Origin of the sequence: Marinobacter piscis (assembly GCF_007671655.1) — a bacterium.
GTDB lineage: Bacteria > Pseudomonadota > Gammaproteobacteria > Pseudomonadales > Oleiphilaceae > Marinobacter > Marinobacter piscensis.
On record NZ_VCGX01000001.1, the window covers coordinates 63,028 to 75,898 of the forward strand.

Genomic DNA, 12,871 nt, shown 5'->3' on the forward strand with positions numbered 1-12,871 from the left:
GCATACTGCTGAGTCGTACTCAGGCGTCAGACCATATCAGTGTCTGAGTTGCGCGCCTGCACAGCGTCTTTAATGACGGCTCCACAAATAACAGCCAATACGCCGAGCGTCAGAGTCGGCCAAACCAGAATATAAGCTCCATATACCATTTCACTCATGAACGTACTCCTTCAGGTATCATCGTCGTTTCATCTTCTTCATCAGCAACGTCGTCGTAGTTACCGACGCGCTGCTTAATCAGGTCAAAATCAAACCTTTCATTGCTGAACAATGTCATGACAGTGCACACAACGGTACTGGCGCCATAGGCGGTCAGTGACGCGGTAAGCACCATATAGTCACGCAGGAAACCGGTCGCGTAGAACAGCATCAAGCCACCGGCAATAGCGCCAACCAGGAAACCAACGGTGCGGCCGAAAAAGCCAAACGCCATCAGTCCGAATACAACGGCACCGCCAACCGAGGCCAGCACTTCAAAGAACAACACCGTTACACCGGTCATTTCCAGAAGCTCAAAGCGGGCAACACAAAACAGGGCCATTGCGACAACCACAGACCATGTAAACGCTGCGTTACTCACCCGGTCCCAGAAGCAGCTGATAATCACCGGAAATACAATCGCGCCCCAGAGTGCACCGACAAAGACCAGCATCACCAGAATATCGAGTGCAAAGCTGGCGAAGATCAGGCCTGCCGCCGTTGCCACAATCATGGTAATCCGGCCTACGAGCAACATTTTCTTGGGATCCGGATTATCCTTCGCAATGTTCTTGCCATAGATGTCCGCCATCATAATGGTCGACAACGCAGACAGATCCGAGTCGGCAGTTGATGACAGGGCACCGATCACCAGTACAAAGAACAATGCCACGAAAGCGGATGGCAGATACGCCGATACCATTTGCGGGATGAGGTTATTCATGTTCCCGTTAACCGGCTCTATACCAACCGTCAGCGCCATAAGGCCAATCATTCCCAGGCCAATGACAATCGCCCCATAGCCCAGGGTAGCGGTCACAAACGTGCGCTTGATGTGTTTTTCCCGTACGGCAAAAAGACGCTGGGAAATTGTCTGGTTACCAATGGCGTATGCCAGTACCGCTACAAAGAAGGGCGCGCCCTGATTCAGAATTGCGTCAATAGAGAAGAAATCTGCCTGCTCCGCGGTCAGGTTCTGTAACCCGTCAACCATGACCGACGGCCCACCGACTGAGAACAACACGGCCGGGATAATAATAACGGTAATCGCCATCAGCGCTACCAGCTGGGCAAAGTCGGTAAACACCGACGCCCGGAAGCCGGAGGTCACTGTATAGCTGAGAACACCAACACCGGCCACAATCACACCTGTCTGAAACGACAACGGAGAAAGCACAGACACCAGGGCGCCTGCCGCAGTAAAGTTCACCATCAGACTGATAGTACTGCCAAGAATATTGGACCCGGCCAGGATTAACTGACTGGAAGAACCATGGCGGGCGTGGATCAGCTCACCAAGTGTATGCCCGTTAGGTGCCAGTTCACGGAAGCGCCGCCCGAACGGGTAGATAAAAAGAATCATCAGCGCACCCCAGAGGCCGTAATGGATTGGCCCGGAGACGCCGTAGGTATAGCCAGAGGTGGCGGCCGCATAAAATGATGCGGCCCAGATCCAGGTCGCGGTCATACTGGCTGCGCCCATACCAAACCCGACCCTGTGGCCTGCCACCATAAAGCCGGAGGTGTCTTCCTCTTTCTTGCGAATAAGCAGAGTTAGCAAATAGGTGCCGCCATAGAATGCGATCAGCAGAATCGCGATCGTGAGCACCGAAAACTGAGCAAAATCATTCTCGTTCAAATCAGGACCTCTTTATTATAAACAGCACCCGGTTAAGCAGGCCCGATCCTGGAATTCGGACAGCCTGGGGCACAAGCATTGAACAAAGCTCGCAAAGCAAGACAGTAAAGTCGTGAAGAGCACACAAGGGTGCCGGCGTCAGCCGTTAATGCTGGATCGCCTGAGCGTGAAAGTCGCTAAGGAAAGCGGAGGCGTGTGAACAGCCTTGAAATTTGTTTAGTAGTCATTGGTTTTACAGCCTCTTCGTTCCGTTTTTATCTGACAATCGCTGCCCTACCCCTGACCCAATGGAGGCCAAAAAGGAACTGCAAGCAACGAAAAGCCGTTAAAACGGGCGATTAATCTGAAATTCCCGTAAGGAGTGCAAGAACTTACTCGAAATCCTACCCCGAGTCCAGTCTTTAGAGGTCGTAATAATTATCCGGGGCACAGAAGGCCCCGGATCGGAGGCGTCAGATGATGCGTGAGAAGCGCTGGCTGGCGCCTTCTTTGCGGTAGAGGTCGAAAATCTGGCAGATGGCTCGAATTAACAGCCGACCGGCTGGTTCCACTTGCAGAACCCGACCACTGTCACTGATCAGCTCATCTGCCATCATCGGCCGAAGGCGGGCCAGCTCATCCGTGAAGTAATGGTCGAAATCCTCTCCCCACTGCTCGGTAAACTGCTGACGATCCAGCCGGAACTGGCAAATAAGCTGGCCGATGACCCAGCGCCGGATACGGTCGTCACGGGTCAGGTTCACCCCTTTGGTAATGGCGAGTTCACCCGCGTCTATAGAGGCTTCCCAGGTTGGCAAATCATGGTTGTTCTGGAAATAAGCGTCATCTGTCTGGCCAATAGCCGATACGCCCAGAGAAACCAGGTCACAGTCGGCATGGGTGGTGTAACCCTGAAAGTTTCTGTGTAACCGGCCTGCGCGCTGGGCGACGGCCAGGCTGTCGTCCGGCTTGGCAAAATGATCCATGCCGATATATTCATATCCCGCCTCAAGCAGCCGGTTGATGGTGTTATGCAGAATGGTCAGTTTCTGTTGCGGCGTTGGCAAGGTATCTGACTGTATCCGGGTTTGCGGATAAAACCGGTCGGGAAGATGCGCGTAACTGAACACAGACAACCTGTCTGGCGACATCTCAAGTACCGCCTCCAGGGTTTGTGCAAAGCTTTCCGGCGTCTGGTGCGGCAGACCGTAGATCAGGTCCAGGTTAATGGAGCGAAAACCAAGGCGCCGCGCCTCGTCCAGCACCGCTTCTGTCATCTCTCGCGGCTGAATACGGTTAACCGCTTTCTGTACCTCGGGATTGACGTCCTGAACACCCAGACTGATGCGGTTAAAGCCCAGATCCCACAGCGTCGGCAGGGTATCCTGGTCCACTTCGCGGGGGTCTATTTCCACACTGTAGTCCCGGTCATCGTCGCTCTGCAGGTTGAACAGCTCTGCGTAGCCTTCCATCAGCGTCTGCATGACCTCTTTGGGCAGGAACGTTGGTGTACCGCCGCCCCAGTGTAGCTGCTTCACCGGCCGATCGGCACCAAACAGCTGCGCCTGCATGGCTGCTTCTTTCAGAACCCGCTCCACATAGGGCATGGCCTTGTCGCGCTTTTTGGTAATCACCTTGTTGCAGGCGCAGTAGTAACACAGGTGGGCGCAGAACGGCAGGTGGGTATACAGCGACAGTGGCCGGTTACTGGCTTTGCTGCGAGCGGCCGCTTCTACCATATGCTCAACGAGATACGTCTGATTAAACTCCACAGCGGTCGGGTACGAGGTGTATCGTGGTCCGCTGAGATCGTAACGCTTGATCAGCGCATCGTCCCAAATGAATTCCGGAAGCGTGGAATCAGCAGTGTGTGGAGTGGCATTGGAAGTCATAATAGAAACTCTGAACGTGTCATGTGAAAAGGGCTGCCGACGCGCCGTATATACTACGCTTGCAAGGCCAAGCCTATCTTGATGCGAGTCACCCTTGTGAGTTTTTCTACTTTACCAGCTCTGCGGCCGGACCACCCTCGTGCATATTGCGTATGCCGCCTACCCCCTTCGGCTGATGCTGCCGGGCAAAAAACTCATGGTGGTCCGGTCTCGCACGCCAGCACCAGTGCCCAGAATTCTGAAAAGTCATTCACCACCACATCCGGCTTGTCCGGGTGTTTATGGGTGCCCGGAAATATCCGGTTCAGCCAGGGCAGGTCCCACTGGGCACCGTTGAAGAACACTGACGTCATACCGGCACGCTTGGCAGCGATCACATCGGTGGTACTGTCACCCACGTACCAGACACTGGGGTCTGGCGCGTAATCCAGCTTTTTTACGGCCAGCAACAACTGATCCGGGTGCGGTTTACGAAGAGGCGTATCATCACCACACACATCCACATCAAACAGCTCTGTCCAGCCGGTATCTTCTACGGCGGCCAGCTCATGCTCAAAAAACTCGCGGTCGCGATTGGTAATCACGCCCACCTGTATATCCAGTCGCCGTAGGCCCTCCAGGACATCCCTCACCCTCGCCTCATAAGCTTTCACCGTGCCGTAATGATTCCGGTAATGGCGGTTAAAGGCTTTGTGGGCAATCTGTTTGGCGTCCTGGTCGTCTCCAAAAAGCACCTCGAAAATATCCGTACGGGAGATTTTCCGATCGGCCTTCACTTTCGGGTGCAGCCGGGCAAACTCACGCACATGGGCGACCAGCTTTGCGTCTTCCGGAGTTTTGCTGTCTTCCGGTGCGACCATTCGTTGCATCAGGCCCAGGCTGTGGAAGTCCGGGAACATATCATCCACCGCGTGGTACATGGCATCCAGCGTATCCACCAGGGTTGCATGCCAGTCAAACAGGACAATCTCCGGCCGGATAAGCCGGACCACCGCCGGATGCCAGTCCGGCTCGATCCAGGGTTCCGGTCGGGCGGGCGCAGGAAAGGGCCCGGGGCGAACGTCTGCGGGAGAATACTGGAACTTCTCAGGCTCACTGCGCTCCAGCAGTGCGAGCAGGTCCATCAGGTCTTCAAAATCTTCGAGTATGGCAAACGGTGCATCCCGCCGGGAGAACCAGCTCTCTATCCGGTCTGGCTCCCAGCTGGCGCCGTTGTAAAAAATACCGGCAACGCCGGCACGATGCGCCGTAAGCATATCCACATAGCTGTCTCCGACATACCAGACGTCCGTACCTGCACGCAGGTCAAGTTTTGCCAAGGCACGGGTTATCACCTGAGGGTCGGGTTTGTATTCCGTTACGTCATCGGCACAAACAACCACTTCAAACAGGTTTTTCCAGCGCCCCTGATCAACCGTTTGCAGCTCTTTCTCAAGAAACTCACGGCTGCGGTTCGTGGCCACAGCAAGTCGAACCCCCATGGCACGCAGCGCTGACAAGTATTCGTACGCCCCCGGCTGAAACGGCCCTACCTGTCCAAAGTAACGCCGGTAAGCTTCATTGTAGGCTTCATGCGCTATGCGTTTTGCTGCTGTGTTATCGCCAAAAACTGCGTTGAATATATCCGTTCGCGACACCCTGCGCTCCGCCAGGATACGGGGGTGCAGTCGCCGGAAAATTCGGATATAACGCACCAGCCTTACATCATCCTCGGTGCGGCACTGATCTTCAGGCAGCAACTCGTCGACCAGCCCCAGTTCTTCAAGCTGCGGAAGCATATCTTCCATAGCGCTGAACATGGCATCATGGGTGTCTACCAAGGTGCCGTGCCAGTCGAATATCAAGGCCTCGGGAGCCTTTAGGTCTTCACTCACGCGATCCATAATCACCCCATGTGTTATCCATGCTGACGGTATTCAGCAACAACTTATTGATAGCATAGTGGTTCAATACACAGAACACTGCATTTACCGAAAACAGAGCCGATAAGGCCGACACTCACCCGCCAGATTCAGGATCTTTGCATGCACAATCACAGTCATGGCCACGGCCATAGCCACGCAGAGCATTTCGATACCCATAACTGCGCGTTTGCAATAGCGGTCTTGCTTAATGTGGCGTTCGTGATTATTGAAGTGGTTTATGGCGTGCTGTCTGGCTCGCTGGCGCTGCTCGCCGATGCCGGACATAATCTGAGTGACGTCCTCGGGCTGGTAATGGCCTGGGCAGCAAGCTGGCTGGCCAGCCGCAGAGCTACGGACCGGAACACCTACGGTCTCAAGAAAACCACAATCCTGGCTGCATTGTTCAATGCCCTGTTTTTGATTGCAGCTGTTGGTGGTATTACCTGGGAAGCCATCCGCCGCTTCAGTGAACCTGCTGAGGTTGCCGGGCTGACCGTCATTGTTGTGGCCGGCATTGGCGTACTGATTAACGGCATCACCATGCTGTTATTCCTCCGGGGCCAGGAAGGCGACCTGAATATCCGTGGTGCATTCCTGCATATGGCGGCCGATACGCTGGTGTCGGTTGGTGTTGTGGTGGCAGGCATTATTATTATGATCACTGGCGCCCGCTGGATTGACCCGGTGGTCAGTTTGCTGATCGCTGCCGTTATCTTTATCGGAACCTGGCAACTGCTGAAAGACTCAGTGAACCTTGCAGTGGATGCGGTCCCGAAAGGCATTAATCCCGACGAGGTTATTGCAAAGCTGCAGGCGTTACCCGGTGTGGAGTCTGCGCATCATCTGCATATCTGGGCCCTCAGCACCACTGAAAATGCGCTCACAGTACACCTCGTCAAACCGGACCCGGGCAGTGATGACGAGGTTATCGAACAGGCGAACCACATGCTGAACCATGAATTCAATATTCAGCATGTAACCATCCAGTGGGAACGCGCTGTAACCGGATGCCCTAACACGGCAGGCTGTTAGGGCTTCAGCTGACTCACTCCTGAGCGCACGCTTGTCCGGGGCTATGCATCGGAATCAGACTTTTCGCCTGCGCCTGACTCTTCCAGCTCTTGCGGTAAAATAAGCGTAGCGCAGCAGGCGTTCTTCACAACATATTCCTTGGTGGCCCGGCGTAGCGGCCAGAGACCAGCGCTTCCCTTTGACACCAGGATAATCAGGTCAACGCCAATATTGGCCGCCAGAGCCACCAGCTTCTCACCCGGTGAGCCGGCAATAATATGCAGCTTGGCACTGTACTGCATGGGCAGGTATTTGCGCGCCAGCAGGCTTAGCTGCTCCCGCACCTCGGCTTCCCGGTCAGCAGGGGTTTCTGTTGATACATGTGGAAAAAAGCCGGCACCGCCAGGATCGTAAATGGTCGCCAGATGCAGCTCTCCCCCCTCACTGAGCAGCCGCACACCCTCCTCCAGTGCCCGCTTGCCCTCACCATCATCTTCATAATCTATAGCTAGCAATATCTTATGGAACATTCTGACCCTCCTGTTTCTCCGCACTGGCGGCTTCCACCTGCGGAAATGCGCGTCCCTGAACCAGTTCGCTCACGGAATAGCCGCGGTGATCGGCCCTGAGCGCCCGGAACAGTGACACCGCCATAAATATAAGCAGCACACAAAACGGCAACCCCAACGAGGTGATGACGTTCTGCAGGGCATCCAATCCGCCTGCCAGAAGCAGGGTTGCTGCAATAACCCCCTGGGATGCGGCCCAGAATATCCGCTGGCGCACCAATGACGGCTGATCGTCCCGCCGGGTGAGCATATCAATCACCAGCGATGCAGAATCCGACGAGGTGGTGAAGAAAATAACGATAATAATAATACTCAGAAACGAGGCGATATCCGCCAGCGGAAAGGCCTCTAGAAAGGCAAACACTGCCACTGAAGGATCCTGCTGAACCTGCTCAGCCAGGGCAACCTGGCCACCCAGCTCAACATTAATAGCTGACAGACCAAACACCCCGAACCACACCAGTGTAAATACCGTAGGCGCAAACAGCACACCCGCGATAAACTCCCGAATGGTCCGACCCCGGGAAATCCGGGCGATGAAAATACCCACATAGGGCGCCCAGGAAATGGTCCAGGCCCAGTAAAACAGCGTCCACTGTCGCTGCCAGCCTGACTCGGCAAACGTCTGCGTCCAGAACGCCAGCCAGGGCAGATCATTCAGGTAATTACCCAGGCTCTGAACCATGCCCTCGGCAATAAAGACCGTTGGCCCCACCACTGCCACAAACAGGATCAGCAGCAGCGCCAGCCCGATATTGACCTGGGATAAACGACGTACCCCCTTGTCCAGTCCCAGGGCCACTGACGTAGCGGCGACACTGGTAATGACCGCAATCAGCAATACCTGAATCCAGCCTTCGGTTGGTGTGCCGAACAGATACGATAAGCCGCTGTTCAGTTGCAGGGTACCCAGACCGAGTGAGGTGGCCACACCAAACAGGGTACCCAGAACGGCGATCACATCCACCGTCCAGCCCAGGGGCCCGTATATGCGTTTGCCCAGTATGGGATAGAAAAGACTGCTGATGCGCATGGGCAGATTATGCCGATAAGCAAAATAGCCAATGGCCAGGCCGGGCATGGCAAAGATGGTCCAGGTATGCAGGCCAAAATGATAGAGCGCAATGGTCATGGCATCGCTGGCGGCACGCTGGCTATTGGCCTCCACCCCATCAAACGGAGGGCTGGCCAGGTGAGACACAGGTTCCGCCACACCCCAGAACATCAGAATGGTACCGATACCGGCGGCAAACAGCATGGTAAACCAGGTCAGGTTGGAGTAATCCGGACGGGAGTCATCTGCCCCCAGGCGAATCTTGCCGTAACGACTAAGCGCCAGACTGAGCAAAAAGATTAACAGGGCGGTCACCGAGAGGATGTAAAACCAGCCCAGATTTTGCGCAACCCAGCCGGTCAGCACTCCAAAGGCGTTGGCCACAGCCTGATCATAGGGTATGGCCAGCAGCACAAACAGGGCAGCTACGCCCGCCGATGTAAAAAAGACACCCGGTATTGTCTGCAGTCCCAGCAAACGTTGCAGCCGCTCCAGCAAGGCCAACCTCCCTATTAAGATCTGTATCGGTAACAAAGACCTGTACCATAACGAAAACGCCGGCTACCTAATAGCCGCAAGATCAATATTCCCAAAATACACTGATGGCAGACGCCACCTCAGAGGGCAAGAGAGATCATCACCGGTATATAAACCAGCGCAAAGAGAGTCGTTAGCATGACGGTACCTGCGGCCTGCCGGGGCGACGTATCCAGTAACGTAGCAATCACCACGGTATTGGCGGCTATGGGCGTAATGGAAATCAGAAAAACCGCCTGATGCACCGCCAGCCCATAGATACCCAGAACCTGTGAATCCAGCCTCCAGAACACTATGGCAAGTAATGGCCAGGCAACGAATTTTCCGAAAAACGCGAGCCCGGTAAATTTCAGGTTGCCCACCAGGCCCCGAAAGCTGCTGATACTCATTCCAATGATCATCATCCCCAGAATGCTGTAGGCGCCACGCAGGTTGTCAAAAAGCGGTATAAATACATCAGGAATACTTATATTCGACAGATTGAGGAAGACCGCAGCCAGAAAGGCGTACACAGAGGGTAACCGGGCAACCCGCCACAGGGATTCCCTGAGATCGTAACGCCCCCTGGCTGCAAGGTAGAACCCCACAGAACTCTCAAACAACGTAACGCCCAGCATGCACACAATGTACAGCGCCAGCCCTTCTTCCCCGAAAAGCAGCAAAGCCACCGGAACACCGAAATACCCGGTATTGCCAGAGCCAACCGACAGAGGAATGATACTGGCGCTGCCATCGGTGAGGACTCGCCGCGCCACCATAAAGTGTGCCAGTGCAAGCACGGTTGCAAACCCGAAGACCAGTAACGGCAGAAAGATCACTTCCAGAGAAAGCGGGGCCGCCATAACGCCAGAGAAGACCACAGAGGGCGTGACGATATAGAGCATAAGGCCCGCAATGTGTTTGCCGCTGACCTCCAGATAACGACCCGCCACCCAGCCAAGGGCCACAGTGACATAAAGCGGAATCAGTTTGAGAAACAATGCCAGTGCTGCAGCCATGACGGCTCCGACCATCGGGTTGAAAAATTACAGGCGGTGAAGTCTATCACCTACCCCTCCCGAGGTAACTCCCCGGCGCAATGGTGTGATTTTTTCAATTGGTTGACAATGATCAACAGTATTTAGAATACATGTTTGTATCCTAGCCCGGCAGTCAAGTATTCCAAACAACCAAGGAGAGCGACCCAATGGCCGAACGCTTTACCAAAAGCATGGCCAGGAACATATATCTTGGAGGAAGTACATTCTTCATCCTTCTGTTCCTGGTCCTGACTTTTGATACTCAATACCGGGCGATGCCCGAGCGGGATAACAGAGATCAACTGACCGAGGAGGTCGTCCGGGGCAAGCACGTCTGGGAAAACAACAACTGTGTGGGCTGTCACTCCATCATGGGTGAAGGCGCTTACTTTGCTCCGGAACTGGCCAACGTGTTTGACCGTCGGGGCGGTGGCAACAGCGACGTTTTCAAGGCGTACATGAACGCCTGGATGAACTCCATGCCTACTAACGTGCCGGGACGCCGCCAAATGCCTGACTTCAAGCTGACTGACCAGCAGATTGAAGACCTGTCGGCGTTCCTGGAATGGACGTCCAAGGTCGACGATAACGACTGGCCACCCAACATTGAAGGCTAAGGAAGAAACCATGAAATACGAGTCTCAAAGGGTTGCAATGCCCTACTTCATCTTTGCGCTGGTGCTGTTTGCCGGCCAGATCATTTTCGGCCTGGTTCTGGGCATGCAGTACGTTGTGGGCGACTTCCTGTTTCCGGAAATCCCCTTCAACGTCGCACGTATGGTGCATACTAACCTGCTGATTGTATGGCTGCTTTTCGGCTTTATGGGGGCTACCTACTACCTGGTACCGGAGGAGGCACAGACCGAGCTCTACAGCCCGCTGCTCGCCTGGATTCTGTTCTGGGTCTTCGCCGTTGCCGGCACCCTGACCATTCTTGGCTACCTGTTTGTGGATTATGCCACGCTGGCGGATGTCACCATGAACAAACTGCTGCCCACCATGGGCCGTGAGTTTCTGGAGCAGCCCACAATAACCAAGATCGGCATAGCCTTAGTTGTTGTGGGTTTCCTGTTCAACATTATGATGACCGCCCTGAAAGGCCGTAAAACCGTCGTCAATATTGTGCTGATTACCGGCCTGATTGGCCTGGCTGCACTGTGGATGTTCTCGTTCTACAACCCCAGCAACCTGACGACTGACAAGTACTTCTGGTGGTTTGTGGTGCACCTGTGGGTTGAAGGCGTCTGGGAACTGATCATGGGGGCCATTCTTGCCTACGTACTGATCAAGATCACCGGTGTAGACCGTGAAGTGATCGAGAAATGGCTGTATGTGATCATTGCCATGGCCCTGATTACCGGCATCATCGGCACCGGGCACCACTTCTTCTGGATCGGACCACCCGAGTACTGGCTATGGCTGGGTTCTGTGTTCTCGGCGCTGGAACCTCTGCCGTTCTTCATGATGGTGCTGTTCGCGTTCACCATGATCAACCGGCGCAAGCGTAATCACCCGAACAAAGTGGCGACCCTGTGGGCCATGGGCACGGCGGTGATGGCATTCCTCGGTGCTGGCGTGTGGGGCTTCCTGCACACCCTGGCCCCGGTGAACTATTACACCCACGGCACCCAGCTTACGGCGGCCCACGGCCACATGTCGTTCTACGGGGCGTACGTGATGATTGTTCTGACGATCATTTCCTACGCCATGCCAATCATGCGTGGCCGGCCCTATGGCAACAGCAATACCGCCCAGGTGGTGGAAATGTGGGGCTTCTGGCTGATGACCATCTCCATGGTCTTCATCACGCTTTTCCTGACCGGTGCAGGCATCCTGCAAATCTGGCTGCAGCGCATACCGGAAAGCGGCGAGGCACTGTCCTTCATGGCAACCCAGGACAACATTTCACTGTTCTACTGGGCACGCATGATTGCCGGCTGCTTCTTCATGGCCGGGCTTGTGGTGTACTTCGGCAGCTTCTTCATCAAGGGGCAGGCAGCACCTGCAGACGAAGTCCGTGGCCCGGCACCGACCGACGCCTGAACCCACCCGCTAAAACCTGCAGGGCCGGGACCTGTTCCCGGCCCTGCCTATCCGGAGTCGAACTGTGACCGTGCAGCAAACAAACCTAAAGGACAGATTACAGGCTAAACGGCTGATTACCCGTACGGCCTTCTTCGGGCTGTTTCTGCTGGCACCGGTTCTGAACATTTTTCGCTACGACTTAACGGAAACCCGGTTTGTCCTGCTCGGTTTTCCGCTTTCATTCAACCTGAACCCCGGCTGGGTCGCACAGAGCAATCCTGCAGACGTCGCCAGCCAGGTTCTTATCTGGTTTATTCTCCCTGTTCTGGTACTGGTTCCGGTTGTACTCTGGATTGCCTGGAAATGGGGACGTATCTACTGCGGCTGGTTGTGCCCGCATTTTTCTGTGGTAGAAACCATCAACCACCTGATGACGCGCATTACCGGTCGCCCGACTTTATGGGAGGCTCTGAGAAAAGGCAGACGTGGAAAAACTATTCACTGGGCGGGCCTGGCACTCGTGTGCAGCCTGATCGGGTTTTCATGGGCTCTGGCTCTACTCTCCTATCTGCTACCCCCCATCCCGTTGTACACCGACCTGGTAACAGGCAACCTGGGCTTTTACCAAACCCTGTTCCTGGCCGTAGCTTCAACGGTTTTTACCCTGGATTTTCTTTTTGCGCGGCACCTTTTCTGCAAATACGGATGCGCCTTTGGCGTAGTGCAAAGCATTGCCTGGATGACCCACGGCCGGGGACAACTGGTCACCTTTGATACCAGCCGCGCGGCGGCCTGCCGTGACTGCACCAAGGCCTGCGATGCAGCCTGCCCGATGCGCTTACCGACCCGCAGTCATAAACGCGCCAAATTCTCATGCACGCAGTGTCTTCAGTGCGTGAGCGCCTGCCGGGAAGTACAGAAAAATAACCCGGAAGGCAGCCTTCTGCACTGGCAGCCTGGTAAGCCAGGGCGACAGACAGTTTTAATTCCTATCCAACAGGTCGACAGCAAGCCCGCAAAGCAGCGGGCCTGACTGCACGGCAA

General features: G+C 55.0%; 11 protein-coding genes. 4 read left to right on the forward strand and 7 right to left on the reverse strand.

All coding sequences use genetic code 11. The features are described 5' to 3' along the window. Nucleotides 1-26: 26 nt before the first annotated feature. The 4 genes from FFI95_RS15400 to FFI95_RS00290 all read right to left on the reverse strand — a co-directional run bounded on the left by FFI95_RS15400 (nt 27) and on the right by FFI95_RS00290 (nt 5,591). Complete coding sequence (locus FFI95_RS15400) at nt 27-158, reverse strand: putative transporter small subunit (protein ID WP_218975815.1); 132 nt, start codon at nt 156-158, stop codon at nt 27-29. Further along, nucleotides 155-1,837 (reverse strand): sodium:solute symporter family protein, encoded by a 1,683-nt coding sequence (locus FFI95_RS00280; RefSeq protein ID WP_144820355.1) that lies wholly within the window; start codon nt 1,835-1,837, stop codon nt 155-157. Before FFI95_RS00280 ends, FFI95_RS15400 begins: the two co-directional genes overlap by 4 nt. Nucleotides 1,838-2,289: 452 nt before the next feature. Then, a complete protein-coding gene (gene hemN, locus FFI95_RS00285) occupies nt 2,290-3,708 on the reverse strand; it encodes an oxygen-independent coproporphyrinogen III oxidase (protein ID WP_144820356.1) in 1,419 nt (472 codons plus the stop codon). Between the two features lie 194 nt (nt 3,709-3,902). Then, on the reverse strand, nt 3,903-5,591 hold the full coding sequence (locus FFI95_RS00290; protein ID WP_144820357.1) for an HAD family hydrolase: 1,689 nt from the start codon (nt 5,589-5,591) through the stop codon (nt 3,903-3,905). Nucleotides 5,592-5,732: 141 nt separating this feature from the next. Between FFI95_RS00290 and FFI95_RS00295 the strand changes: the two genes are divergently transcribed. Then, a complete protein-coding gene (locus FFI95_RS00295) occupies nt 5,733-6,644 on the forward strand; it encodes a cation diffusion facilitator family transporter (RefSeq protein ID WP_144820358.1) in 912 nt (303 codons plus the stop codon). Between the two features lie 41 nt (nt 6,645-6,685). On the opposite strand, the gene FFI95_RS00300 is transcribed toward FFI95_RS00295, so the two are convergent. The 3 genes from FFI95_RS00300 to FFI95_RS00310 form a co-directional block, all read right to left on the reverse strand. Continuing rightward, entirely contained in the window at nt 6,686-7,153 is a 468-nt protein-coding gene (locus FFI95_RS00300) for a universal stress protein (RefSeq protein WP_144820359.1), read from the reverse strand. Further along, complete coding sequence (locus FFI95_RS00305; RefSeq protein ID WP_144820360.1) at nt 7,143-8,744, reverse strand: BCCT family transporter; 1,602 nt, start codon at nt 8,742-8,744, stop codon at nt 7,143-7,145. Before FFI95_RS00305 ends, FFI95_RS00300 begins: the two co-directional genes overlap by 11 nt. A 119-nt stretch (nt 8,745-8,863) precedes the next feature. Then, the gene (locus tag FFI95_RS00310; protein ID WP_144820361.1) at nt 8,864-9,781 is read right to left on the reverse strand and encodes an AEC family transporter; all 918 of its coding nucleotides are present in this window, start codon (nt 9,779-9,781) and stop codon (nt 8,864-8,866) included. A 188-nt stretch (nt 9,782-9,969) separates the two neighbouring features. On the opposite strand from FFI95_RS00310, the gene FFI95_RS00315 reads away from it, so the two are divergent. From FFI95_RS00315 to FFI95_RS00325, 3 genes are all read left to right on the forward strand, one after another. Continuing rightward, on the forward strand, nt 9,970-10,419 hold the full coding sequence (locus tag FFI95_RS00315) for a c-type cytochrome (protein ID WP_144820362.1): 450 nt from the start codon (nt 9,970-9,972) through the stop codon (nt 10,417-10,419). Nucleotides 10,420-10,429: 10 nt separating this feature from the next. Further along, nucleotides 10,430-11,845 carry a cbb3-type cytochrome c oxidase subunit I gene (locus FFI95_RS00320; protein WP_144820363.1) on the forward strand — a complete coding sequence of 472 codons (1,416 nt, stop codon included), beginning with the start codon at nt 10,430-10,432 and terminating at the stop codon, nt 11,843-11,845. A 64-nt stretch (nt 11,846-11,909) separates the two neighbouring features. Continuing rightward, entirely contained in the window at nt 11,910-12,860 is a 951-nt protein-coding gene (locus FFI95_RS00325) for a 4Fe-4S binding protein (RefSeq protein WP_144820364.1), read from the forward strand. The last annotated feature ends 11 nt before the right edge of the window (nt 12,861-12,871 follow it).

What these genes read in the sequence shown, in the direction of transcription:
- FFI95_RS15400 (WP_218975815.1), bottom strand. Translation starts at nt 158, where the DNA reads ATGAGTGAAATGGTATATGGAGCTTATATTCTGGTTTGGCCGACTCTG.
- hemN (WP_144820356.1), bottom strand. Translation starts at nt 3,708, where the DNA reads ATGACTTCCAATGCCACTCCACACACTGCTGATTCCACGCTTCCGGAA.
- FFI95_RS00290 (WP_144820357.1), bottom strand. Translation starts at nt 5,591, where the DNA reads ATGGATCGCGTGAGTGAAGACCTAAAGGCTCCCGAGGCCTTGATATTC.
- FFI95_RS00295 (WP_144820358.1), top strand. Translation starts at nt 5,733, where the DNA reads ATGCACAATCACAGTCATGGCCACGGCCATAGCCACGCAGAGCATTTC.
- FFI95_RS00300 (WP_144820359.1), bottom strand. Translation starts at nt 7,153, where the DNA reads ATGTTCCATAAGATATTGCTAGCTATAGATTATGAAGATGATGGTGAG.
- FFI95_RS00310 (WP_144820361.1), bottom strand. Translation starts at nt 9,781, where the DNA reads ATGGCTGCAGCACTGGCATTGTTTCTCAAACTGATTCCGCTTTATGTC.
- FFI95_RS00315 (WP_144820362.1), top strand. Translation starts at nt 9,970, where the DNA reads ATGGCCGAACGCTTTACCAAAAGCATGGCCAGGAACATATATCTTGGA.
- FFI95_RS00320 (WP_144820363.1), top strand. Translation starts at nt 10,430, where the DNA reads ATGAAATACGAGTCTCAAAGGGTTGCAATGCCCTACTTCATCTTTGCG.